General features: G+C 49.9%; 24 protein-coding genes and 1 tRNA gene. 15 read left to right on the plus strand and 10 right to left on the minus strand.

Features of this window, described 5'->3' with window-relative positions:
- From ACKI61_RS10070 to ACKI61_RS10085, 4 genes are all read left to right on the plus strand, one after another.
- The coding region (locus tag ACKI61_RS10070; protein WP_407457589.1) for an iron-containing alcohol dehydrogenase at window positions 1-444 on the plus strand (444 nt) is incomplete at its 5' end.
- Between the two features lie 108 nt (window positions 445-552).
- Window positions 553-1,971, plus strand: coding sequence for a vWA domain-containing protein (locus ACKI61_RS10075; RefSeq protein WP_407457590.1), 1,419 nt, complete (start codon window positions 553-555; stop codon window positions 1,969-1,971).
- Between the two features lie 94 nt (window positions 1,972-2,065).
- Complete coding sequence (locus ACKI61_RS10080; protein ID WP_407457591.1) at window positions 2,066-2,308, plus strand: CotH kinase family protein; 243 nt, start codon at window positions 2,066-2,068, stop codon at window positions 2,306-2,308.
- A gap of 54 nt (window positions 2,309-2,362) precedes the next feature.
- On the plus strand, window positions 2,363-3,118 hold the full coding sequence (locus ACKI61_RS10085; protein WP_407457592.1) for a fibrobacter succinogenes major paralogous domain-containing protein: 756 nt from the start codon (window positions 2,363-2,365) through the stop codon (window positions 3,116-3,118).
- 59 nt (window positions 3,119-3,177) lie between these two features.
- Here ACKI61_RS10085 and ACKI61_RS10090 read toward each other — a convergent pair whose 3' ends face one another.
- From ACKI61_RS10090 to ACKI61_RS10105, 4 genes are all read right to left on the minus strand, one after another.
- Complete coding sequence (locus tag ACKI61_RS10090; protein ID WP_407457593.1) at window positions 3,178-3,936, minus strand: RNA methyltransferase; 759 nt, start codon at window positions 3,934-3,936, stop codon at window positions 3,178-3,180.
- A gap of 106 nt (window positions 3,937-4,042) precedes the next feature.
- Window positions 4,043-4,113: transfer RNA gene (locus tag ACKI61_RS10095), tRNA-Gln, on the minus strand.
- A 44-nt stretch (window positions 4,114-4,157) separates the two neighbouring features.
- The gene (locus tag ACKI61_RS10100) at window positions 4,158-5,555 is read right to left on the minus strand and encodes a carboxypeptidase regulatory-like domain-containing protein (protein ID WP_407457594.1); all 1,398 of its coding nucleotides are present in this window, start codon (window positions 5,553-5,555) and stop codon (window positions 4,158-4,160) included.
- On the minus strand, window positions 5,552-6,403 hold the full coding sequence (locus tag ACKI61_RS10105; protein WP_407457595.1) for a TIGR02147 family protein: 852 nt from the start codon (window positions 6,401-6,403) through the stop codon (window positions 5,552-5,554). Before ACKI61_RS10105 ends, ACKI61_RS10100 begins: the two co-directional genes overlap by 4 nt.
- 250 nt (window positions 6,404-6,653) lie before the next feature.
- Here ACKI61_RS10105 and ACKI61_RS10110 point away from each other — a divergent pair, with 250 nt between their 5' ends.
- From ACKI61_RS10110 to ACKI61_RS10120, 3 genes are all read left to right on the plus strand, one after another.
- Complete coding sequence (locus tag ACKI61_RS10110) at window positions 6,654-7,457, plus strand: alpha/beta hydrolase (RefSeq protein WP_407457596.1); 804 nt, start codon at window positions 6,654-6,656, stop codon at window positions 7,455-7,457.
- A 143-nt stretch (window positions 7,458-7,600) separates the two neighbouring features.
- Entirely contained in the window at window positions 7,601-8,350 is a 750-nt protein-coding gene (locus ACKI61_RS10115; RefSeq protein ID WP_407457597.1) for a hypothetical protein, read from the plus strand.
- A gap of 20 nt (window positions 8,351-8,370) precedes the next feature.
- Window positions 8,371-8,823, plus strand: a complete 453-nt coding sequence (locus tag ACKI61_RS10120; protein WP_407457598.1) for a hypothetical protein — start codon at window positions 8,371-8,373, stop codon at window positions 8,821-8,823.
- On the opposite strand, the gene ACKI61_RS10125 is transcribed toward ACKI61_RS10120, so the two are convergent.
- On the minus strand, window positions 8,820-9,545 hold the full coding sequence (locus ACKI61_RS10125; RefSeq protein ID WP_407457599.1) for a UDP-2,3-diacylglucosamine diphosphatase: 726 nt from the start codon (window positions 9,543-9,545) through the stop codon (window positions 8,820-8,822). The genes ACKI61_RS10120 and ACKI61_RS10125 overlap by 4 nt on opposite strands.
- Before the next feature lie 35 nt (window positions 9,546-9,580).
- On the opposite strand from ACKI61_RS10125, the gene ACKI61_RS10130 reads away from it, so the two are divergent.
- From ACKI61_RS10130 to lnt, 3 genes are read left to right on the plus strand one after another with little or no spacing between them, the layout of a single operon-like run.
- Window positions 9,581-10,144: a hypothetical protein gene (locus ACKI61_RS10130; RefSeq protein WP_407457600.1), complete on the plus strand. Its 564-nt coding sequence runs from the start codon at window positions 9,581-9,583 to the stop codon at window positions 10,142-10,144.
- 31 nt (window positions 10,145-10,175) lie between these two features.
- Entirely contained in the window at window positions 10,176-10,859 is a 684-nt protein-coding gene (gene rsmI / locus ACKI61_RS10135; RefSeq protein ID WP_407457601.1) for a 16S rRNA (cytidine(1402)-2'-O)-methyltransferase, read from the plus strand.
- Window positions 10,860-10,893: 34 nt separating this feature from the next.
- On the plus strand, window positions 10,894-12,837 hold the full coding sequence (lnt, locus tag ACKI61_RS10140; RefSeq protein WP_407457602.1) for an apolipoprotein N-acyltransferase: 1,944 nt from the start codon (window positions 10,894-10,896) through the stop codon (window positions 12,835-12,837).
- On the opposite strand, the gene ACKI61_RS10145 is transcribed toward lnt, so the two are convergent.
- Window positions 12,834-13,472, minus strand: coding sequence for an alpha/beta fold hydrolase (locus tag ACKI61_RS10145; protein WP_407457603.1), 639 nt, complete (start codon window positions 13,470-13,472; stop codon window positions 12,834-12,836). The genes lnt and ACKI61_RS10145 overlap by 4 nt on opposite strands.
- Before the next feature lie 140 nt (window positions 13,473-13,612).
- Here ACKI61_RS10145 and ACKI61_RS10150 point away from each other — a divergent pair, with 140 nt between their 5' ends.
- The 5 genes from ACKI61_RS10150 (at window position 13,613) to ACKI61_RS10170 (ending at window position 17,697) form a co-directional block, all read left to right on the plus strand.
- Window positions 13,613-14,563, plus strand: coding sequence for a DUF6175 family protein (locus ACKI61_RS10150; RefSeq protein ID WP_407457604.1), 951 nt, complete (start codon window positions 13,613-13,615; stop codon window positions 14,561-14,563).
- A 32-nt stretch (window positions 14,564-14,595) separates the two neighbouring features.
- Window positions 14,596-15,813: a hypothetical protein gene (locus ACKI61_RS10155; RefSeq protein WP_407457605.1), complete on the plus strand. Its 1,218-nt coding sequence runs from the start codon at window positions 14,596-14,598 to the stop codon at window positions 15,811-15,813.
- A gap of 71 nt (window positions 15,814-15,884) precedes the next feature.
- The gene (locus ACKI61_RS10160; protein ID WP_407457606.1) at window positions 15,885-16,718 is read left to right on the plus strand and encodes a TPM domain-containing protein; all 834 of its coding nucleotides are present in this window, start codon (window positions 15,885-15,887) and stop codon (window positions 16,716-16,718) included.
- Window positions 16,719-16,726: 8 nt separating this feature from the next.
- On the plus strand, window positions 16,727-17,416 hold the full coding sequence (locus tag ACKI61_RS10165; RefSeq protein WP_407457607.1) for a hypothetical protein: 690 nt from the start codon (window positions 16,727-16,729) through the stop codon (window positions 17,414-17,416).
- A gap of 11 nt (window positions 17,417-17,427) precedes the next feature.
- Window positions 17,428-17,697: a hypothetical protein gene (locus ACKI61_RS10170; RefSeq protein WP_407457608.1), complete on the plus strand. Its 270-nt coding sequence runs from the start codon at window positions 17,428-17,430 to the stop codon at window positions 17,695-17,697.
- A 132-nt stretch (window positions 17,698-17,829) separates the two neighbouring features.
- On the opposite strand, the gene ACKI61_RS10175 is transcribed toward ACKI61_RS10170, so the two are convergent.
- From ACKI61_RS10175 to ACKI61_RS10190, 4 genes are all read right to left on the minus strand, one after another.
- Window positions 17,830-19,599 (minus strand): CotH kinase family protein, encoded by a 1,770-nt coding sequence (locus tag ACKI61_RS10175; RefSeq protein ID WP_407457609.1) that lies wholly within the window; start codon window positions 19,597-19,599, stop codon window positions 17,830-17,832.
- 271 nt (window positions 19,600-19,870) lie between these two features.
- Entirely contained in the window at window positions 19,871-21,220 is a 1,350-nt protein-coding gene (locus ACKI61_RS10180) for a hemolysin family protein (RefSeq protein WP_407457610.1), read from the minus strand.
- On the minus strand, window positions 21,220-21,702 hold the full coding sequence (gene ybeY / locus ACKI61_RS10185) for an rRNA maturation RNase YbeY (protein ID WP_407457611.1): 483 nt from the start codon (window positions 21,700-21,702) through the stop codon (window positions 21,220-21,222). The genes ACKI61_RS10180 and ybeY overlap by 1 nt, the downstream gene beginning before the upstream one ends.
- Window positions 21,702-21,986 carry a hypothetical protein gene (locus ACKI61_RS10190; protein ID WP_173567445.1) on the minus strand — a complete coding sequence of 95 codons (285 nt, stop codon included), beginning with the start codon at window positions 21,984-21,986 and terminating at the stop codon, window positions 21,702-21,704. The genes ybeY and ACKI61_RS10190 overlap by 1 nt, the downstream gene beginning before the upstream one ends.
- Window positions 21,987-22,128 lie beyond the last annotated feature (142 nt).

The raw sequence follows: 22,128 nt of genomic DNA on the forward strand, positions 1-22,128 counted from the left end.
GAATTCAAGGACGCGCTCCTCTCCGACTCTCCCGTCGACGAAGGCCTTTACGAAAAACTCATGCTCACCTCGACTATCGCGGGCATGTCCATCGCGCACACGAGCACCACGATTCCGCACGGCATGAGCTACGACCTCACGCTGCACCAGGGCGTGCCCCACGGCCCCGCCGTCGGTTACTTCCTCGCCGCCTACGTGGAAATCTGCGAAAAGAAGGTTCCCGAAGATGTCAAGCGCATCTTGGAACTTTTAGGCCTCAAAGGTACCGCCGATTTCGCCGCGATGCTCGACAAGCTCATCGGTAAATGCAAGGTTTCGCGCGAAATGCGCGACCAGTTCGCCGCCGCCATGAAGGTGAACCGCTCCAAGCTGGACCTCGTTCCCGGAGGAATCACGCCCGAAGAAGTCGACTACATTTACGACAAATCGCTGGTCGTGGAATAGAGTCAAACAAAACCCTGTGACATAAAACATCAAAAAAAGCTTTTTCTAGCGACACTATTGCGTCTCGTTTTTGTTCTATCTATATTAGGCATAGATAAGGAGGGTTCTATGAAATCCAAAATCTTTTTTTCGATAGGGTTTGCACTAAGCTTGTTGTGCGCCGCTTGTAGCGACAGCAGCACCAGCGCCGATATAGCGGATATTGCAGACAATAGCGACGAGGAAACAACCGAAGACACACTCATCCACAAGAATCAAAACATCGAAACAGAAAACGGAGCCACCTTCGAAACCAAGGGTAGCGGCTTTTCCAACGAGTTTGGCTTTTCCGAAGATGGAGTAATCGTCGTTCGCGATTCTTACAAGGGCGACTTCATGGTGTCTGCATCTTATGACGCCACAGAAGCTCCATCCGTCATGGAACCCGAAATGCTCGTAGATGAATACGTTCCAATTGACTATGCACCCGGCGGAGATTTTGGGGAATATAATGGGAAAACCTATGGCCTGCTCACGGCCTCCGAATGGAACGATTTGGATAATTGGAGTGCCTGGGCAGACATCCTGACGGGCGAATTTTCTGACAAGACGACCTACTGGAAATTTCACCCCACAACGCTTGCAGTAGTAAAGGTTGTTGATGAAAACGGTACCGGCTTGGCCAACGTTTCTGTAGAACTTCTTAACGGCAAAGACGTAGAATTTGCCACCAAGACCGACAACAAGGGCCTCGCCTACTGCTGGGTAAGATTATTCGACGACGCAACCAAAGAAACCGTAAACGCCAAAGATTTCTCGTTGAAAGTTAACGGCAAAGTCTCTGAAGACCCCGTCAAGCTTTCTATCTTAAGCGATGAACTCAAAATCAACACGATTACCAGCGACGCCAAGCAAGCCGATGCCAAGGCAGACATAGCCTTTATCGTTGACGCCACCGGTTCCATGGGCGACGAAATCCGATTCCTCCAATCGGACCTCAAATACATCATAGACCACGCCCACTCGGAAACTAATGTCGCATTACGCACAGCAGTCGAATTCTACCGCGATGAGGATGACGAATACGTCATCCAAGGCAAGGACTTTTCCACAGACGTCGCCAACACCCAGACATTCATCGACGAACAGGTGGCAAGCGGCGGCGGCGACTACCCCGAAGCGGTACACACAGCGCTCGAATCTTCGTTACAGAACTTTTCCTGGAACGAATCGGCTCGTGCACGCATCGCATTCCTGATTCTCGATGCCCCCGCACACCATCAGGACGACGTCATCGAAAGCCTCCAGAAATCGATAACCCTCTACGCCAAGCATGGCATCAAGCTTATTCCCGTAGCGGCAAGCGGTGTTGACAAGGATACAGAATCCATGTTGCGATTCTTCGAGATTATCACGGGCGGCACCTATGTATTCCTCACCGACGACAGCGGCATCGGCTATTCCCATATCGAAGCGTCCGTAGGAGACCACGAAGTGGAAAAACTCGCCGATTTGATGATCCGGCTGATCAAGAAATACGTGGAATAAAAAATTTCTCCATTACAAGAGAGCTTCAATCTAGTCGATTGGGGCTCTTTTTTGATTACAAGAGATATCAAAATAGGTATATTATCAAAAATTTATGACATTCAAAAGAGAAGGAAAATTGAAATTCGGGCCATTTTGGGACTACGACCTGGCGTTCGGAAACAGCCTTTGGACACCCTACGCCAACGAACTGGACCGCATTTGGATGCTCAAGCTTCCGTGGTTCAAGCGCTTTATGAAAGATCCCGAATTCAAGAAAAAAGTGGCGGAGCGAGCGCATGGAAAATCTCAAACAGAAATTCGACCCTTGGGCACTGAACTAGGGTTTAAAAATTAAAAAAGAAAGAAATTTATTTATATTTTAAACGAATTTTCTAAGAAAGGATAAAATATGCACACCTCCTTCATCGTATTCAACATCATCGGTCTTATAATCGTCATCATCGCTGCGGTCCGCATCGGTATGAAAATTTCCAAGGCATCGAAACAGGAATCCCCCGATGCCCAGAACAAGATATCCTATGACGATTGCCTCGCCAAAAACAACAGCTCATTCAAGTACGGCACATTTACGGATACCCGCGACGGCGAAACCTACCACACCGTCAAAATTGGCAACCAGATCTGGATGGCCGAAAACTTGCGCTACAAGGCAGAAGGTAGTTTCGCCCCCAAAAACGACGAAGAAAACGTGAAGAAGTTCGGAAGACTCTACACCTGGACTTCCGCCCTGGGCATTCCGGACGAATATACGGAACAATCCCCGGCAAAGGACATCGAGATGTACCACCAGATAAAGGAAGATAACTTCCAGGGAATCGCCCCCGAAGGCTGGCACATTCCTAGCCTCAAGGAATGGGAAGAATTGATGAACAATTTCCCCGACAACTCCAATGGTATTGAACTGCGTAGCGAATGCATTTGGCAGCACCCCGGCGAAGACAGTGTCGGATTCTTTGCACTCCCTGCCGGTTACCGCTTCAACAACGGCACCTTCTGCCAGTTCGGCAAGCGCGCCCGCTTCTGGAGCAAGGACGAATACGGTAAGACAAATGCCTATCGCATGAGCATCACCGAAAACTCCATGGACCTCGAAGGGGTTTACCGCTCCGACGCCATCTCCGTCCGCTGCGTCAAGAACGTCTAATCCGCATCTAGATTGTAAGCGAAACTCCACGAATTTTCGTGGAGTTTTTTATCGAAATTTTATTCCTTCACAAGCTTTGCGCAGTAGATGGGGCCACGTCCTTCGGAATGGTCCGGTAGAATATGCACGCCAAATTCTGTGCGATCCGCCCCCGGCAAAAGGTCGGGGATTTCAACCATGTGCATCGAAGGTCGTTTCTTCAGAATTTTGCGGACGACATCGTCATTCTCCAGCGGAGACAAGGCACAAGTCCCATAGACAACGGTCCCGCCCGGTTTCAACGCATCTACGGCGGATGCAAGCAGTGCCCCCTGTTCCACCGACAAGCGTTTGACGCGCTTTGCCGACCACACCTCGAGATGTGCAGGCGAATTCAGCACATGGCGGTCCGAGGAACACGGGGCATCCAGCAAAATCTTGTCGAAGCACTCCTTTTTGTGTAGACCAAACTTCACGCCATCATAGCCGGTCACGCGAATTACAGAACGAAAGGCTTCCGGCAGACTGTTTTCAATAACATGCTGCAAGCGCAGGCGTCTGTCAGGAGAGCGGTCGTTACTCTGCAAGGAACCTTCGCCCTTAAGCATGGATGCAAGAACCAGGGTCTTGCCGCCCGGAGCGGCGCACATGTCTAGCACATCGTCACCAGGTTTAACATCCAAAGCCTTTGCTGCAAAAACAGAAGCTTCATCCAAAAAGTAAGGCTCCAGCGAATCACCGAACCGAAGCTCGACCGCGCAGCCTTCCCCTTTCAGGGCTTCAAGGAGCCCTGGCCAGCGTTCGCCGAAAAGCTTCTCGTAGTAGTCAAAGAATTCCATGGTACAAATATAGTAGGAAGTAGTTCGTAATTAGAGATTCGTGATTTGCGTTTGTGACTTTATAAAAAAAACTCCTTGTTCAGGGGTATGAACAAAGAGTTTTTCGTTGAGCTACCAGGATTCGAACCTAGACAAACAGAGTCAGAATCTGTTGTGCTACCATTACACCATAGCTCAATGCGCCCCCAAATTTAGTAAATAAGATTCCCTTCGGCAAGGGGTTATTTGAAAATATTTTGATTTGGTGGAGTGTAGGTCATCCACTGTTGCCTCTGGATGTTCCCTTCGGGGAGCGATACTGTCGTTAGCGTCACATAGAAGGACATCGGCATGTCCGACTTGCGCAAGGCGTCAACCGCCTTCGGAATTCCAGAATAAAGGACCACTTTCTGGTTCCCAATAGGAAGATCCGACAGCATAATAGGGTTGCAGGTCGCATCACGCACAAAGTGCGACGTTCCCTTGATACCCACCACAACGCTGTTTACCATGCAATTATTCGACTGGGTCGTATCATCACGGTCGATAACCAGGTTCACGCCACTTTCCAAGGCGGAAGGCTTCGAAAGGGATACTTCCTTGACTTTCAAGGTGTCCTTCAAGCCTTCTATTTCCTTCTTGGTCAGGTAGCGAGACACACCCACCTGGGTCACCAGATCGTCCTGCATTTTTCGGAACTCGAAACGGAAGGAGTCGCCGGGCAGGGAATCGGGAACAGGCAACCACCAGCGACCAAGACTGTCGGTCGTGGTCTGGACATCAAACACCATCGAGTCGCCTTCGACAAAATTGAATCCGTAGATGTCCTTGATCAGCATGACTTCGACATCCGCACAGGGATTGCCGTTCTTGCACAGCACCTTTCCCGAAATCCGAGCGACATTTTCAGCTTCCTTGATTAAGGTATCAACTTCGGTCGTCGTACTCCAAACAAACGGACCTGGAGTCACGGTATCCCCTGCCTTGATCTTGTTCAAGTTCCAATTGCGGAAAATAAGGCTGTCCGCAAAACCAAGGGACTGCATGCGGGCCACCGTCATGGAATCTCCCGGGAAGAATTCCAAATCCCAGTCTCCGGCGGGAATCAGCATGAAGGTCGTGTCGGAAGCAAACATGTCTTCGCAGAATGGCGTACCCGAGAGACAGGTTCTGAAGTGACCACCCACGGAAACGGCCGAATCTTCGACATCTTCGAAGTAGAGCACAAAATTCACCACGGCCGCCTTCGCAAGCTTGATGCTGTCGAGAGCCTTTGATTCCAAGGTGGTGCGCGGCAGGAAGAAGATTTCCGCAGCGGAAGTATCAATCACTGCCAGCTGGAACGTATCCGAAATGACCGAGTCAAAAGCATAGACACCGTCACTATCGGTGTAGACTTCGACCTGTTCAGGAATGTGCAAAACGGTATCGTAGACAGCCATACGAGCCATGCGCACCATGGCATCTGCTGCAGGGGTCCCATCGACACGGTGCACGACACCACTTATCAGCGGCCGTTCTTCGGCAATGGTGTTCCCGGTATCTGTAACTGTACCAGCAACCTTGTCGTTGCTGCATGCCACAATAGACAAAGCAAAAGCCGATACAAGACCCATCAAAAGGGAAAACTTCTTTCTCATTTTTCCTCCTCGGTTTCCGGCGGCAGATCCACCTTTTCCTTGCTCAGCGGGAAAAACTGAATATTCATCTGACACACCATCGTCTCGCCTTCGTCGGAGCGGATAATATCCACGACCTCTTTACGGAACAGATCGATTTTGCTGATGATGCGTTCGAGACCTTCGGCAGAAACACTCATGGTCATACAAGATACATTTCTGCGTTCGGTACTGTAATGGTCCAAGGCGTCCTTGCCCAGATCAATCATCTGCTTCTGGAACTGATGGACGAACAGCGGCGCAATCTCGGAGCCGCTGAAAATGGCCTTGTTCACCGAACGGTAGAAGCCCTTGTCGTCGAGTTCGATCAGCTGCAGGGACAACAGCAGCTGAATAGCCTGCTTCGCCTGCGGCAGCGTAATACGGGGATTCAGGAACAGGGCTAGTTCCTGGATGTTCTTGGGGCCAATGTTCAGGACGGACAATGTCTCACGGACGGCCACGTAATACCACTTACTATAATATTCCTGTTGGCTCTTGGTCAGCGACTTGATCGTGCTCGGAAGAAGGGCGGACATCTGTTCGAAGATGGCCTGCTTCGACGCCGGAGTCGTCGCATGCGTAAAATCAACCATCAAGGTGAAATAGCGGCCCTCCTTTTCATTCAGGCCGAGAGCCGCAATAAACTTGGGCAACATCTGAGGCGTAAGCGACTTGCGCCCTCGGACCAGGTCCAAATAGAAACCCGACGAGGAATACCCCGCCTTCTTGGCGAAGGACCTGTAAGAAAAGTAGCGTTGCACAGACTTGCGGTAATCGTAGTAGTCCTGCAGGTACTTTCGATAGTTGTAGTAAGCGTATACGTTCATCACTTTTAAATATACTTTTTTCTTCATTTTTTGGGAACACCCTTTTTCAGGTTTTTATCGTAAAAATGCGTTATTCTTTGTAAAAAGAACACATCGGGAACACTTTTGCATTTTGAAGTGATACGCTTCCGCTTTTTTTTAGATATATTCAAGGAACACCCAATCCCATCCTTTGGACTTTCGTCTGGAATCAGGCGAAAGTCCTTTTTCGTTTCCGAGCGCCACACCGCCTTTTTCTACATTTGGCACCATGAATCAGCCCCTTCCCAAAATCGCCGTGTTTCTGAAAGCAGTCGCATTCCGGCTTCTTCGCATCGCAGGCATTCTGTGCGTCATTTATGTCAGTATGGTGTTCTACCTGGCCCTTACGGAACGCAGGAACGCATTTCCGCGCGCCATCTACCACAAAGAAGCAAACGAAGCGATCCGCAGTAAGGCGAAGGCTCTCACCTGCACGCTCGAGGACGGAACAGTCCTGCACGGTTTTAGCATCGGAAGCGAGAACGCGAAGACTCTCCTCTACTACCCCGAAGCCGACGAGGACGCCGCCCAGTTTTTGGCACAAATCGATTCCATCCCCAATGTGAGCGTCGTCACATTCAACTATCGCGGTTCAGGAGAAAACAAGGGTACTCCAAGCGCTGAAACCTTCGAAAAAGACGCCGAGCAGATCAAGGAATGTGCATCCCAAGTCAATGGGAATATTCCCAGTTACATTGCGGGGCGCGGGACGGGAGCAATCCTTGCCGCACAGCAATCCACCAAGGATTCTTACACGATTCTTATCGACCCCATCCTGGACATCGCCTCTTCCATTCACCGGAAATATGGGTTTCTTTACCCCAAATTCCTGGTGCGAACATCACTGCGCGCAGATACAGATAAAATCAACGCTCAAGGCGAACGGATCATCGTTTTAATGGACCGCAAGCAACACGAAGAACGCACCAAAGAAGAAATCCAAAATCTCAAAAAAATACAAATTGTTGTTCGTGGCGGGGATCCCCTGCAAAAAACACTAACAAATTCTATCCGCGACAATTTATCTCCATAAACTAGGACAAATTCTTGCAGAAAAACATATAAAAAAAACTTTTTGTGAACAGTTTTTGTGCTTTTTTTCTTATAAGTATTGATTTTGTTAATTTTTTTTATTAGTTTACCTAGAAAACCACAAATAAACAAAAAGAGGTGTTTATGGATAATATCATTGTAAAAATGGATATTCGCGGTTTTCTGCGGTTTCCAGAACAAGCCATCAAGGCTATGAAACTCGACAAGATGGCCAAGCAAGAATCGTCCAAGAAGGGTGAAATCGTAGAAATCGGCCCCTATGCCGACATCGAAGTGGACCCTGCCGGCAAGCGTATCGCCATCACCCCCACCAAAGAAGCAAAGACGACCTCCTTCCGCTTCATTGTCGGAGTCAATTCGACCAAGTCCAAGTTTCTCTACATCAAGGGCGCCCTGAACGCCATCGGCGAAAAGATCGTCACGGGCCCCTACGAACTGGAAAAAGAAGGCAACAAGTATATTTTCTCAAGCAAGAATGCCACCAAGAAGAAAGGTCCTTGGCAGCTGATTGCCTGCCGCAACTCGATCGCGAACAAAACCATGCTCTCAATCGATTCCCGTGGCACCATCATTTTCGACCGTCACACCAGAGACGCCGTCAACACGACCGTCAACAAGACCATGATCGCCGACTACGATCGCGTGAAGAAGGTCTTCAAGCTCACCTTCAGCAAGGACAAGGGGTTCATTAACGTGCGCACCATCGCAAGCCATGCCAACGCATCGTTCATGGGAACCTTCTCGGCAAACGGCCTCCAGCTCCCCAAGCAGAGTTTCCGTACCGAATGCAAGGTTGACGGTAAAACAATCACCTTTAGCGTAGCCGCACTGGTATCAAGCCAGAAAGCCGCCGAAAAGTCGTCCAAAAAGTAACCTAGACAGAGAGGTCTATCATGATAGACATTCTAAAACTATTCTATACGACCCACTATAACCTTGGAGCACTCGCCGTGTTGATGGTGCTTCTTCTGATTTTCTTCTTGAGCAAGAAGAACTTCAAGGGAGCAATCATCCTGGTAGTCATCCTCATTGCCTACAACATCGCCATCTACAAAAGGACCGAGGGCAAGTCCTGGACCATTGAGATTGACCCGCCTGCTGCCGAATCGTCCGGATACGACAGTTTCAGCAAGCCCCAGCCGATCAAGATGACCTTCTCTGCCACGCCTGAAAAGTGGACCATCACCGATGAAAAGGGCGAAACCCATCACTGGTGTTGGCTCGATGACATGTGGGACAAGTTTGCAAATACCGACGTTGTCGCCTGGATCTGGGGTGAAAACGCCAGCAAGAAAATGATGAAGTCTACAGAAACTAGGGCGAACGACGCCCAGAACAGCAACTAGGCTTCAAATTCCTTAAGTGTCAACTCGCCTGCTTCCATCTGGAGGTAGGTGAGTTTTTTTATCCACTCGCCAGAAGATGCGACAACGCCGTTTTCGACATTCCAGATGCCCGAGACATGATGGTGTCCCAGGATACAGTAGTCGCAACGGTTTTTGCGGAGCATACGGGCGCCCCAATGCAGGTACTCATCCATTTTGATGACGCGCGATTCGCCTACCCTGCGGCTATTGCGGCCAACAAAGCGAGCAAGTGCCATTCCCCAATCCGGATGGATTTGGCGGAACAGCCAGCGGTTCAAGGGAAAATCTAAAACCCGACGCATGATGCGGTAACCGAAATCGGACTTTGCCACCCCATCGCCGTGCCTAAAGAAAACGCGTTTTCCTTGTATTTCGACGACAATTTCTTTGTGAACCTGCACTCCAATCGATTTTGGAAAAAAATCCCCATACGCAAAGTCATGGTTTCCTTGCAGAAGATGGACTTCGCAACCGGACTTCACCAATTCGTGCAGGGCAAAGAACAAGTCAAAATGGTTCCGGCAGACATAATCGCTGTATTCGTACCAGAACTCAAACAAATCCCCCACAATGACCAGATGAGAGGCACGCCCCTTGATAGATTCGATAAAGCGCACCAGTGCTTTTTCACGATCGGGAACGGCTCCCGGAGGATTCACCCCCAAATGGGCATCTGAAATAAAGTAAGCGGGATTGGACATCGTCCATAAGATAGTAATTTACTAATTTTTCAATAATGAGATTTTTCGTTTCTAAATCAATTTGTGCAGCTACGCTGACAGGCTGCCTCTTGGCGGGTTGTTCGGTAAATCTTGCCAAGTATGACCTGCAGGAATATCCCCGGACAATTCCCTTCTTTGAACCGATTTCCCTATCCTTCGGCGACAAGACAGTCTACCTGGACACAAACCTGCAACGGGCCTACTCATTTGCCGTTGACACAACGAGCTACCCCATGGAAAGCTGCCGAGGTGTTGCGCACATCGATGCTTCGGTCACCCCCGATGCAGAACAGAGTTCCTGGAACATCGGCGCGGCATTCATCCCCTTCTGGCCTGCCATGCCCATTGGCGAAACATGGAATTATCACATGGAAGCCCGCATTTACTGCCATGGCACGCTCACGTTCAAGGCTGAATTCAACGAGAACGAACATATAGAAGCCTTCTGGTTCGCTCGCCTGCGCGCAGACCTTGTCAATGGAGCTTCGCAGGAAATGCACAGAAAGCTCCTGGAGCGCCTAAAGTTTGAAACGCAGCAGAAACGAAGCACCGACTTAAACCTCGCGCAAGACTTCTAGCCCAGTCCCAGCAATTACTATCTTTCATATTATGCATACACTCTATATCGTCGCGACCCCCATCGGGAACATGGAAGACATCACCTACCGTGCCGTGCGAACTTTGAAAGAAGTCCCGTTGGTGCTTGCCGAAGACACGCGACACACGCGCATCCTTTTCGACAACTATGGCATCAATACGCCCATGGAAGCCTACCACGACTTCAATAAGGAAAAGGTGACCCCGAAATATGTGGAGTTTCTGAAAAACGAAGGCGACATAGCACTTGTGAGCGACGCTGGCACGCCGGGCGTTGCCGACCCCGCATTCAACCTAGTGCGGCAGTGTGTACGCGAAGGAATTGATGTCCGCGCCATTCCAGGGCCCTGCGCCATGATTACGGCTCTTGTTTCGAGCGGTATGCCGACGGACCATTTCTGCTTCCAATATTTCTCGCCCAAGAAGAGTGCCCAGCGTATCCACCTGCTCGAAAAACTGAAAGACGAAGAAGCAACACAGATCTTTTATGCAAGTCCGCACAACATCGACAAGTTCGTCGAAGAAATCGGGACGGTCTTTGGTGAAATCAAGGTCGCCCTGATGCGCGAACTCACCAAGAAGTTCGAGGAGCACCTGATCGGAACCCCGTCGGAGCTCTCGGCACACTTCAAGGGGCACCCACCCAAAGGTGAATTCGTGCTAATCTTCAATCCAAAGGATAAGAGCGGTCTGTAACAGATGTGAAATGTGGGATAAAAAAATCGAAAATATGTTGAATAAGATTAAGACTCGACTTAAAGCCCTTCCTAGAATTTACTGGATTTACCTGGCAACGCTTCTTATTGCTGAAATCGTTGCATTTGCAACGCGTCCAAACACACCAGGACTTTACACGCAGTGGCAACAGATTCTTCCGCTCATCGCCACCCTGCCGTTTTTCTTTTTCAAAAACATCCGAAGCTTCTTCAAGCGAGTCCTTTTTTCGTTTTCCATCGTATCCTTCCTCTTCCTCGCTCTCGACTACAACATCGGAGACATCAAGGGAGCAGGCCATGCCGGACTCATTCAGATCATTTTGACTTCGTGTCCCATCGGACTCTTCTGGATATCGCTCTTTGCCAGATGGAATTTTCACCACATCAAGGATAAGGACTCGCGCATCGCCCTTCTGCTATCAGCGTTTTCTTGGGGACTTTTCGCTTTCGCATACCCGCCCATGCCGCTTGGGCCTGCCGCACTCCTCCTTCTCACGCCTTGGTTCATCGTCTTGAATAAGTATTCCCGTGGGCAAGCCCTGTTCGCCACATTTTGGTCGGGAATGCTCTACAACAGCATCAACTACTATTGGATCTATAATGTGATGCACGTGGAGACAGCTCCTTCGGGACTGATCCTCTTTGGGCTGTTTTTGCTGATTGCTTTCTTTAGCGCCTACAACACCTTGGCGGGTTTTGTGTACACGCTCGCCAAAGATTCACCCGCAAAGTTACGCCCCGTTTTGCTCGCACTGTATCCCGTATTCTACGCGGGCCTTGAAATGACGCGCACCTACGGAGACTTCGCATTTCCGTGGAGCCACCTGGGCTATGTGTTTGGGAACCATCTCGAACTTTTGCAGATGCTGTCGTACATCGGAATATTTGGATACACCATTCTGGTGGTCGGATCAAACCAAGCCGTAGCGCACCTGTTCTGCAACGCCAAGAACATGAAAAGAGCCCTTCCTATTTTGGCGCTACCCGCAGTAATCTTTATTGCACTACTCATCCAAGGGAGCATCACCCTTTCAAGGGCCGAAGCGCAGCCGTTCCATGGTGCCGATAGTGAAGGAAACCCCACCATTGCACTCATACAGCCAAGCATTCAGCAAGGCGCCAAGTGGAGCAAGGAACGATTCGACGCCATCGTCAAAAAGACCGTCGGCATGGTAAACGACAGCGTCAAGGACGGCGCAGACCTAATCGTACTTGCGGAGACCGCAATTCCCGACCACATTCGCAGGCAGCCGCGTGTTATCGACTTGCTGCAAGAGACCGCAAATGAAAAGAACGCAAGCATCTTGACTGGAGCACTCGACTACCGAAGAAACCCGCCCAAAAGCATTCGCAAGTTTGACATCTACAATGCATCGTTCCTGTTCACACCCAACACGAAGGCTTTCCCGAAGCGCTATATCAAGAAACACCTGGTTCCCTTCAGCGAACGTATTCCGTTCGACGAAGTGTTCCCCATATTGAATTACGTGGACCTTGGCGAAGGCGATTTCGTTGCAGGCAAGGAAACCCCAGTCTACCAGCCCTTCTCGTGGACCCCCTACATCTGCTACGACGCCATCTTCGGAGACCTTGTCCGCGAAGCGATGCGAGAAGGTTCCAGGCTAATGGTGAATATCACTAACGACGGTTGGTTCGGCAGAAGCACCGCCCCCTACCAGCACCTGAACCTAATCCGTTACCGAGTCATCGAAAACGGCATGCCCATGGCCCGCCTTGCAAACAGCGGCGTATCGGCGTTTGTCGACCAGTACGGCCACTTTGACGGAAACACAGAAATTTTTACCGACCGGGTCATACAAAGAAAGATGCCGCTCAAGACACGCGACACCCTTTACAGCCATATCGGCGATGTTGTCGAAAAAGGTCTCCTTCTGTTTTTCGCCTTTTATCTGCTGACAACGCTTTTTGCGGGATTTTTCCGCAAAAAAACGACCTAGAACAAAAGCATTGGAGGCCAGTGTCCCGCCTTGGGACGCTCCTTAAATTCAACCCCGGGCAGCATGTCCTTCAATTCCAACGTCATAGCAGGAGAAATAGCCTGGTCTAGCTTACCGTAGAGAACCTGGACATTGTCGAGGCCTGCAATCGGGGTTTCTATCCGATTGCGTGCCATGTATTCCAACCCCTGAAACATCAGCTCGGGACTCATTGACCTGGCCTTTTTCAACCAATCATCCTGCCAGTCGCCAAATTCGTTTTCAATCGGTTCATAAAGCGCGTTAAGAGTCGCTTCGACGGCAGTCACCGTCTGGTGTGCAATGAAAGACAAGTTTTCGGGGGTCCAGTTGCCCTGTTCGGAACAATAGTCGGCATAGGGCGAAAGGAGCTTCCACATTTGTCCCTTCGGACGCTTTTCGGCATTCTTCAACATCAGAAACGCCCCGAGCCCCCACCCCACCACAACAGAGGCTTCGGCAATGCCAGGCATGTCGAACAAATGATCCATGTACGGGACCATACTCTCGTAGGAAACAAAGGAATGATCTGCACCGGGATCGATTCCCTCAAGATCATCTTCCCAGATTCCCATATCCGAGGCAAAATCAGGAAGCCAAAACCACTTTTCTAACATAATTCACACCTAAACCTCTAATTGCTATCCTCACCTAAATATATAGAGTTTTTTTTAAATAGTACATCTTTCAGACAAAAAAAAGAATTTTTTCATTTTTTTCTTGACGCACCCTTATCGTTTACATATTTTTATCATATATGAAAACTATTCCTTTCTTGCTTTTGCTCCTGTTCTTTTTTGTGCAAACGGCCTGTGCTGGCGACAATGACGCCATTCGGAAGCGGGCCAACAAAGCCTATAGCGAATTAGATTCCAAGGACAAGAAAAAGGCTTCCAAATATTCCAAGGCGGAATATTCCAATGCGAATAAAGAAGTGGACAATTATGCAAAACCAGTCATCATGGTCATCCCCGAAAAAAACGGGAGCGGAATTTCGGCGCTGCAACAACTGACGAGCAATCCCTTCGTGAAAGCAACGATGGACGGCATCAACGACTATCTCGCGGACAAGCACTACGAAATCAAGTCCCTAGAAGGATCATCTGAAATTGACCACATCGTCCAGCTGCAAAACGACATTGCCGGAAACGATGAAGACCTGGCATACATCGCCAGTTTGACCTTGAACGCAGACATTTTCATCAAGTATTCGGGGAGAATCGACTCCAAGGGGTTTGTCACCGTCGAACTTAAAGCCTACGAGTCCACGACGGCAAGACTGATCGGTTCTCAGAGCAGCTCCGTCGACAGCCACGGAAGAACAAGTCCTGTCGACCAACAGGCAAATCTCAAGTCCGCCGCTAAGAAAGCGATGCCTTCGATTGAAAAACAGATTCTTGCCTACTGGGTCGACGATCTCAATTTCGGTACACAGTACAAGGTCGTCATGAACATCACCGGAAGCTACGGCGACAGCGAACTGGAAGACCTCCAGGATCAAATTACCTTGACGCTCAAGAAGCAGTTCAGCAAGGTGAAGGTCAATACGATGACGGCAAAGACCATCGATATGGTCGTCTATGCGGACCCACTCAAGTACGAAGACGCAAATGAGGTCTACCGAACAATCCGCCAAACCGTAAAACCCTTGGCAGAAACCAAGAAACTGAATATTACAAAGAAGCTCATTGTGATGGAAGTAAAATAGGGATTGAATTAGGTTAGGGTTAAGAGAATCACATGAATCTGTTCAATTTTTCATTTTTAATTTTCGCAGGGATAGCCTTTGCAGGAAAAGTCGTGACCTACACGGCTACCTCTGATGTATCCCAAGAAGAGGCAAACAACACTGCCATGGCGGGAATTGCAAAGCAGATCTCGTCACGGGTCCAGGCCAAGCAGACACTCGAGAAAAAGGAAACGACGGACGCTGGCAAGTCGGCCCTTAGCGAAAACTACCGTTCGCAAAGCAACATTGAAAGCAATGTCAAGATCAAGGGCGCCATCGTAACGCCGGTCAAGGTGAGCAAGGGATACAAGGCAACCGCAACACTCGACCTAGATGAATACACTGCAGACATTCAGTTCCAGATGAAGTCCATCAAGCAGGAACTTGCCGAGTTGGAGACAACCATACACAAAGGACTTGGCAAAAGGCAATACGCCATCGCCGTGAACGCGCTGGATCAAGCCAAGAGAAAAATCAAGACCTACGAGCAACTGGTCGAGCAACTTTCGGCAGTCTACCCCGTAAACGACACGCACCAGCTAAAGCACAACATTCCTTCTTTGGAATCTGAGCTGCAGGAACGCCTATCCAAGATCCGCATCGAAGGGCCGACAGAAAAATTCACTATCGGTATGCCCGAAATGCCCGCATGGAAAGTCACCGTCTACGATGCCATAGGCCCCGTCGAAAACTTTCCCGTCAGAGCTAAACAGGGGTTCCAGACATTGCTGGAACGCCGCACCCAAGCAAACGGATCTGCTACGTTCAATCTGAGAAATGTCAATTTCGACAAAGGCCCATACACAATCGTTGTCGAACCCGACTTTTCGGATGAACTGCTCAGCAGCACAGGACTTGGCAAGGCGTTCGAGCTCTCCTACCAGGTGAACCAGGCCCGGTGCTCCATCCGCATCGTCTGCAACGAACTTGCCAACATCTGCTCTGCACTTGAAAAGAAACTTTCTCAGAAGGCTATTTTTCTCGATGCCGATTCAAAAGGTCCCCTACTGGACCTGAAGATTAGCTCCACCGAAGAAAAATCACTCAAGATCAACGATAGCATGACCCGATATTCCTACAATGTCGATCTCACCCTAAAAGGCAAGGGCATCCAGTTCATCACTTCGGCAAAGGAAGCAGGTAAAAATGTGACAGACGCGACCATCAAGGCTATCGGCAAGATGGATTTTGCCCCCCTACAAAAACAACTTAAGCCTTTTTGCAAATAAAAGCTAAATTCAATTGAAAAATAAAGTTCATAGTTTACCTTTTGGGTAATAAACTTTATATTTTCTAGGTGATGTTTCAAGAAATAAGGTTCTCCATTCGGCTTTTCATCCTTTGCTGCATAGGCTTTGCCATGTGGGCAACGGCAGAGACATCGCCCGATGCCAAGCGGTATCCGGAGCGTCCCGCCGACAGCAGAATCTACGACGAGAACCACCTGCTGAACGCCAACGAGACAAAGCTTTTCGACAACTTGGCACAGGAGCTTTTTCAAAAGACCGGGATCGAAATGGCCTGTGTCTTGATCGATGACATACCCTATTCGAACGAACGCGTCGACCGCTATGCAAACGAAACCGCCGACGCCTGGAAGCTCGGGCAGGGTTCCGGTGAAGGCATCATGATTTTCATCGCCCAGAAGCGGCACGCCAAAAACATCGTCGTGACACAAGCCTCGCAGGAACATCTCAACGATAAGGACCTTGTAGAAATCCAGCAAAAGACGCTTCTCCCCGCCTTTCGCGAATACCACTACAGCGAGGGGATTCTTTCCCTTTCGTACGCCATCGCAAAAAAACTGGCCGATGCCAAAAAAGTTTCCCTAAACATTGACGCGACTCCCTACAGGCTTAGCCAGAACAGCGTTTCATCGCTGATGATACTCTTCATTTTGTTCGTTTTCTTCCTTACTCTTATGGCAAAATTCAGCGGCGGTCGCGGAAACGGGATTTTCTGGTTCCTGTTCGGCGGCGCCATCAAGAACAAGAAGAAAGACGAAGTTGAGAAAACGGGATTCGGCGGCGGTTTTGGAAGCTCCCCGAACGGTTTTGGAGGTGGCTTTGGTGGTGGACTAGGCGGCGGTTTCGGGAGCGGAATGAGCCGATACGGCAACAGGGACTCCTGGTGAGGTAGATTATGAAAAAGAACTTGAGCATCATCGAACTTCAAAGGTCCAGGTGGCCGGGCATGCTGCAGCAAGCACTCGGCGACAACTTGATTTCGGCTTTCATCCACGGCGACGGTCTAGTGGAAGGCTTCAACGCTCTGGAACGCCCCTGGACGGTGAGCTTTATCTTGCGGGACAATTCCACCGAAAAGATTAGGCCGCTTCAGGAACTGCTACGAGACGCAAGGAAAGAAAACATCGAGTTTCGCTATTTCTTTACGCTCAAGGAAATCCAGACATCGGAGGACGTTTTTCCGCTGGAGTTTTTTCACATTGCCAATAGGAACGTAGCCATTGCCGGAGCAAAGCCGCTACCAAACTACGAACCCAACATGGAATGCCTGCGACTGGAATGCGAACGGGAGCTCAGGGGAATCTTGATTCACCTGCGCGAAGCATACCTCTACCTGCAGCAGGACCGCAATCCGCTCGGCTTCTTCGCCCGTGCGAACGCAACGCTCCTCCCCATCATGTACGGCGTCTATTACCTGAAGCACCGAGTCTATCCCGAAAGCCACCAGCAAATCTTTGACGAGCACCCTTCGCTCAGGGCGCCCATCAGCAGCAGAAACGAAAAGCTTTTCCTCGACAGCATAAATAACTATATTGCGACAGTCACCGACATCGTGAACCTAGTGGACTCGATGGACGTAGTGTAAACGAGGAAAGCATGATCTGCAACAATATTCTAGGTACCATTCACCACGGCACCTACAAGAAAGTCATCGACGTTCTGTTCGAGATGCATGAGCTTAAGGAACATTCCATCCGCCGCATCGCCAAGGACGGTGTCGAAATCGAGGTGGATGTAAACGAAGACCTACAGGAAGGCGACATTCTCGTGGAAACGGACCACTACGTGTATGCGGTGAAAATCTACGTTCCCAAGCCCCCAAAAGAAAATCTTGACCCCGTCAACAAGGTCAAGCATTACCTTTAGCATCACATTTTTAATCTGCAATAGAGTCGAGCGGTCTTTTCGTGAGCAACAAAGCCCCAAGCGTTAAGCTGGGGCGGTTGCGAGAGCGAGGCGATATCACATTTTTAATCTGCGATAGAGCCGAGCGGTCTTTTAACGTCCAAGCATCTTGCCGTTGAGCGTCGCAATCCAGTGCCGGTTCATCGCCTTGGCAGGAACCTTCAAGGTCGTGAATCCCTTACCAATTCGCGTCTTGTACAGCACTGTTCCGTTCAGATCTACCAAGGCAAACGTTCCGCCTAGACTCGTCTGAATTTCAATGTATCCGCCATTTACAGCAAAGTAATTTGTGGGAGAAAGCCTGCTCAGGTTTTCCATCTGAACGCTCCGATAAGTCGACTGCGTCATGGTATCCTTTTGCCAATCCGGGTCGTGAATCACAGGCTCTGTTACAATGGGATTTGCCGGTTCCGTAAAACCTAGCTGCTGGTCCATCCAGGCCATTCTTTCTTTCATCTTCTTGCGGAGGTGCTCGAATTCGCCGTCCCAAGTGTTTGCATTATTGCCACCCATGGTGATGCCGCCACCACCGCCACCCCACATTCCCCACGGGTTCTGGTTTTGGCCGCCTTGGTTCTGGTTGCTGCAATATTTCATCGGCTCCGGATCGGGATCCCCCTGACCACTACCCTGCCCCAGGTTAGGCCAACGCTTGAAGTTGCGGTCAGCTGCCTTGGTGATGTAGACCTTCATGGAATCCAGGTACGCATCCATCGTCTTGGTGTGCCATACGCCACTGCGGAGTTCCGCCCAGCGTTTCTTCAATTCACTCTGATAATGGCTGTCTTTCCACATGCCAAGCAGCCAGTTCGGAGCTTTCAGGCCACCACCCATCATCATCATTCCACCCTGGCCCTGTTTCTGCGGGTTCTCGATTTGCCAGCCGTCAGTCGATGTTGTGCCCATGCCGCCACCGTTACTCATGGCGAGGTTGAAATCCCAGGCCGGGCCAAGCGTCACCTTGCCGCCCTTGCTGTCCTTGGGCTTGTGCAAGAAGAAACTGCACCAGTAGGAATCGGAATTGTTGGTCACCTCTTCGTGCAGCACATAGTCCAGCGCAGAAGTCATATCCACATAGTTTTCGTAGCCGCTACCATTCTTTCCGTTCTTGAACAGGTTCTCGAGATCTTCCAGGTACTTTTTCAGGTAGGCCTGCTGCTCTGTTTGCAGGTTTTCCTTCTTGGGGTAGTGCATAATGACATTCAGGCCGTCAGCCGTGCTGAAACCTTCCTTGTTGATATCTTCCATGCCCATGCCACCGGTATTGGTGCCCGTCTTGTCGAAAGCCCAGATGTAGCCACCGGTCACGTCGTCGCCGCTAATGTCAGTTTCCTTGAGCTTGCTCACGTTCACGCGGTACTTGCCGCGCTTGATTTTTTCGATGAGCACGTAGACGCCGCGGTACACGCCGTTGATATACAAGTCGAAATGCCTGGTGCGGGGGCTGTAATGCCCAGCCTGCCTAAACAGCCAATGGGCAAGGGCGTTGCGCATCATGCTCTTGTCCACATACGGACCATGCAAGACCCAGTCGTCAGCTGGAGGGAGTCCGAACAGGCTTACATCCATGCCTTCGCCCTTCTCGTCGCGGACTTCGATGCTGTAACCCGGTTTCGGGAACTTGGCCGAGGACTGCCCACGAACCTTGATACCGATATCGTAGCGGGTCCCCTTGGCACTGTCGGCCACATTGTTCGTGGCGCCATCAAGAACCTTCATGGTGGCAGGGATTTTCTCGGTCACATTCTGGTCGAGGCACTCGCCCTTGGTATCAATGAACACAATCGGCAGATCGTAGGTCTGCGCTAGCGAAAAAGACGCCAATAGCGCCGTGGCAGATATGACTTTAGCCCAATAGCCCATAAAGCCTCCATTTTATCCATACTAAAGATATATCCTAGCGTGTAAAAACAATTGTTAATTTTAGTTTATGTGTTGTGAAAGACAACAACACCTCAAAATTTTTAAAAAACGCCAAAAATGCAGTTTTGACAAAAATTTAAACGCTTTTATCCAAAAAAACAAAGAAACGACCCCTACCGTAAAGTGTGTAAAAAATAACGCATAAAAAAGACTAGGCTAACATAAAAAGCCTAGTCTGTATAACAACAATAAAGGAGAGTTTTAATGCGAGCTAGACAACTTTGAAAGCCTGCGTACGGGGAACACCCTTTCCGCTCTTGCTCTTCACCTTGCCGGGCTGAATCATGAGCACCTTTTCCATGCGGGTACCGTCCATCTTGAGCACACGGAAGGTGTAACCCTTGATAGTGACTTCGGCACCAGGCGACGGAATAATACCGAGCGTCGCCTGAATCAGGCCCGAAAGCGTTTCCACGTGGGAATTTTCGGGAGCCTCGAGCTCTACGCCGAGCTTATATTCCAAATCGGAAAGCGTAATGACCGGATCGAGGATGAAGCGGCCGTCCTTGAGGCGCTGCACGTCTTCATCTTCGTCCACGTCGTCTTCATCCTTGATTTCGCCCACGATTTCTTCAAGGATGTCTTCCAAGGTCACAAGGCCCGCGGTTCCGCCGTATTCGTCCACCACGATGGCGAGCTGGTTACCCGTCTTGCGCAGTTCGGTGAGCATGTCGTCAATCTTCTTGTGGTACGGCACAAAGACCGGCGGCATCACAAGCTTCATGATGTCAAAAGGCTCGTCACGGTGTTCTGTGTACCATTCCAAGAAGTCGCGGTTCGAAAGGATTCCCACGATGTTGTCAACCGTCTCCTTGTACACCGGCAAGCGGGAATGGCGTTCGGTATTCAGGACCTTCACCAGCTCTTCGAGCGGGGTTCCCACCTCGACCGCGCACATGTCCACGCGCGGAGTCATGATTTCGCGCACCGGAGTTTCCACGAAGTCGAAGATGTTCAGAATCATCTGGCGTTCTTCTTGTTCGAGACCTTCACCGTCGCTGTCTTCTTCGTCGTTCATGTCGGCCTGCGCCTGAACCGCATCGCGGCGTTCTTCAGGCAAGAAGCTGAGCTTTGAATCGTAGCCAAGAACTTTAAGCATCTTGACAAACAGCAGGTGGCAAATCTTTGCCGGGAGCGCAAAAGGCAATCGAATGACGTTGAACAGCGGAATGAGCACGACCGCAAACGTATCCGGCTTCAGGTTTCCGAGCAGATTCGCAAAGAATACGGTAATCGTATAGATGCAGATACAGGCGACCACCAGGTAAGCCGCAAAGGCGAGTATCCAGAAATCCTGTACCCAGTTCCACGGAATCATCTGGAACAGGTAAAAGCCGAGAACACCCGCACCTACGTTGCAGAAGATGCGACCAATGGAAATCGTCTCGTTGAATCCGGGAAGTTCCACAAGGGCGGCGACCCGTTCTTCACGGCCTTCACGATCCTTGGCGTCGCGCTTCGCATAGATGGCGCTGAACACAGCCTTGATTAGCGAAAACAGGAACGAAGTCAGGACGAATACAACAAGGAACGCGACAGCGTAACTTTCAGAAGATTCCATTAGGCACCTTCCTTGTACGGGTCAAGTCCCAGGAATTCGCATTCGCGCCTACGCATCACCTTACGGTCAGAAGCCTTGATGTGGTCATAACCGGACAGGTGCAGAAGTCCATGCACAATCACGCGCTTTAGCTCGGCGTAGAACGTATTGCCGTATTCGGGTGCCTGTCTCCTGACCTGTTCCCTGGCAATATAAATTTCACCAAGCATCTGTTCGTCTTCGGGAATATCGACACCGAGCTCGTTCTTCCATTCGAACGAGAGCACATCCGTCACCTTGTCGAGCCCGCGGTAGTCGCGATTCATGGTGCGCACGAACTCGTCGGTGCAAAGCACGATATTCACATTCTTTTCCTTGCTTTCTTCGGCAAGGAGCTTGCGAGCCATACGCTCAAACTTATCCTTGTACGGAAAAGTCTCGATGTCCCCCTCGCAAAGGAACTCGATGACATACTTATTATTTCGACTAGCAGGGTCAGGCATTAAATATTATACCACTTCTTGAGGACATCTATGATAGCTTCGGCCTGGGCCTTACCGGTAATCTTGAACTTACCCTGGGGCTTGAACATGCCGTTCATCTTGCGGTAGCGGCGCAGCGACACCTTGGGTTCGGTGAATTCACCCGACTTGGGATCCTTTTCCTGATAAAGGAACATGACCGTGGGCCAGGCCCCCTTCGAAAGGATTTCCTTGCCGAGTTCCTTGATGACTTCCTCACCGGTATCTTCGTCGCTAAAGGCAACGCTCAGTTCTTCAACTTCCATATTCGGTCCTACAGTTTATATATGACAAACCTTCTTTCAAAAAGCTTTGAAAAAAGTCTTTATTTTGTTACCTCGAAGCTACAATCCGCTATCGAGATGTAAAAAAAATACATATATTTATCGACGAATGTAACTATAAAGC

This window comes from Fibrobacter sp., assembly GCF_045601785.1.
Classification (GTDB): Bacteria; Fibrobacterota; Fibrobacteria; order Fibrobacterales; family Fibrobacteraceae; genus Fibrobacter.

Bases quoted from the DNA above. Each gene is read 5' to 3' on its own strand.
- ACKI61_RS10125 (WP_407457599.1), bottom strand. From the start codon at position 9,545: ATGTCCAATCCCGCTTACTTTATTTCAGATGCCCATTTGGGGGTGAAT.
- lnt (WP_407457602.1), top strand. From the start codon at position 10,894: ATGTTGAATAAGATTAAGACTCGACTTAAAGCCCTTCCTAGAATTTAC.
- ACKI61_RS10105 (WP_407457595.1), bottom strand. From the start codon at position 6,403: ATGAACGTATACGCTTACTACAACTATCGAAAGTACCTGCAGGACTAC.
- ACKI61_RS10150 (WP_407457604.1), top strand. From the start codon at position 13,613: ATGAAAACTATTCCTTTCTTGCTTTTGCTCCTGTTCTTTTTTGTGCAA.
- ACKI61_RS10080 (WP_407457591.1), top strand. From the start codon at position 2,066: ATGACATTCAAAAGAGAAGGAAAATTGAAATTCGGGCCATTTTGGGAC.
- ACKI61_RS10085 (WP_407457592.1), top strand. From the start codon at position 2,363: ATGCACACCTCCTTCATCGTATTCAACATCATCGGTCTTATAATCGTC.
- ACKI61_RS10075 (WP_407457590.1), top strand. From the start codon at position 553: ATGAAATCCAAAATCTTTTTTTCGATAGGGTTTGCACTAAGCTTGTTG.
- ACKI61_RS10100 (WP_407457594.1), bottom strand. From the start codon at position 5,555: ATGAGAAAGAAGTTTTCCCTTTTGATGGGTCTTGTATCGGCTTTTGCT.
- rsmI (WP_407457601.1), top strand. From the start codon at position 10,176: ATGCATACACTCTATATCGTCGCGACCCCCATCGGGAACATGGAAGAC.
- ybeY (WP_407457611.1), bottom strand. From the start codon at position 21,702: ATGCCTGACCCTGCTAGTCGAAATAATAAGTATGTCATCGAGTTCCTT.
- ACKI61_RS10160 (WP_407457606.1), top strand. From the start codon at position 15,885: ATGTTTCAAGAAATAAGGTTCTCCATTCGGCTTTTCATCCTTTGCTGC.
- ACKI61_RS10115 (WP_407457597.1), top strand. From the start codon at position 7,601: ATGGATAATATCATTGTAAAAATGGATATTCGCGGTTTTCTGCGGTTT.
- ACKI61_RS10130 (WP_407457600.1), top strand. From the start codon at position 9,581: ATGAGATTTTTCGTTTCTAAATCAATTTGTGCAGCTACGCTGACAGGC.
- ACKI61_RS10180 (WP_407457610.1), bottom strand. From the start codon at position 21,220: ATGGAATCTTCTGAAAGTTACGCTGTCGCGTTCCTTGTTGTATTCGTC.
- ACKI61_RS10170 (WP_407457608.1), top strand. From the start codon at position 17,428: ATGATCTGCAACAATATTCTAGGTACCATTCACCACGGCACCTACAAG.
- ACKI61_RS10145 (WP_407457603.1), bottom strand. From the start codon at position 13,472: ATGTTAGAAAAGTGGTTTTGGCTTCCTGATTTTGCCTCGGATATGGGA.
- ACKI61_RS10120 (WP_407457598.1), top strand. From the start codon at position 8,371: ATGATAGACATTCTAAAACTATTCTATACGACCCACTATAACCTTGGA.
- ACKI61_RS10190 (WP_173567445.1), bottom strand. From the start codon at position 21,986: ATGGAAGTTGAAGAACTGAGCGTTGCCTTTAGCGACGAAGATACCGGT.
- ACKI61_RS10175 (WP_407457609.1), bottom strand. From the start codon at position 19,599: ATGGGCTATTGGGCTAAAGTCATATCTGCCACGGCGCTATTGGCGTCT.
- ACKI61_RS10165 (WP_407457607.1), top strand. From the start codon at position 16,727: ATGAAAAAGAACTTGAGCATCATCGAACTTCAAAGGTCCAGGTGGCCG.
- ACKI61_RS10155 (WP_407457605.1), top strand. From the start codon at position 14,596: ATGAATCTGTTCAATTTTTCATTTTTAATTTTCGCAGGGATAGCCTTT.
- ACKI61_RS10090 (WP_407457593.1), bottom strand. From the start codon at position 3,936: ATGGAATTCTTTGACTACTACGAGAAGCTTTTCGGCGAACGCTGGCCA.
- ACKI61_RS10110 (WP_407457596.1), top strand. From the start codon at position 6,654: ATGAATCAGCCCCTTCCCAAAATCGCCGTGTTTCTGAAAGCAGTCGCA.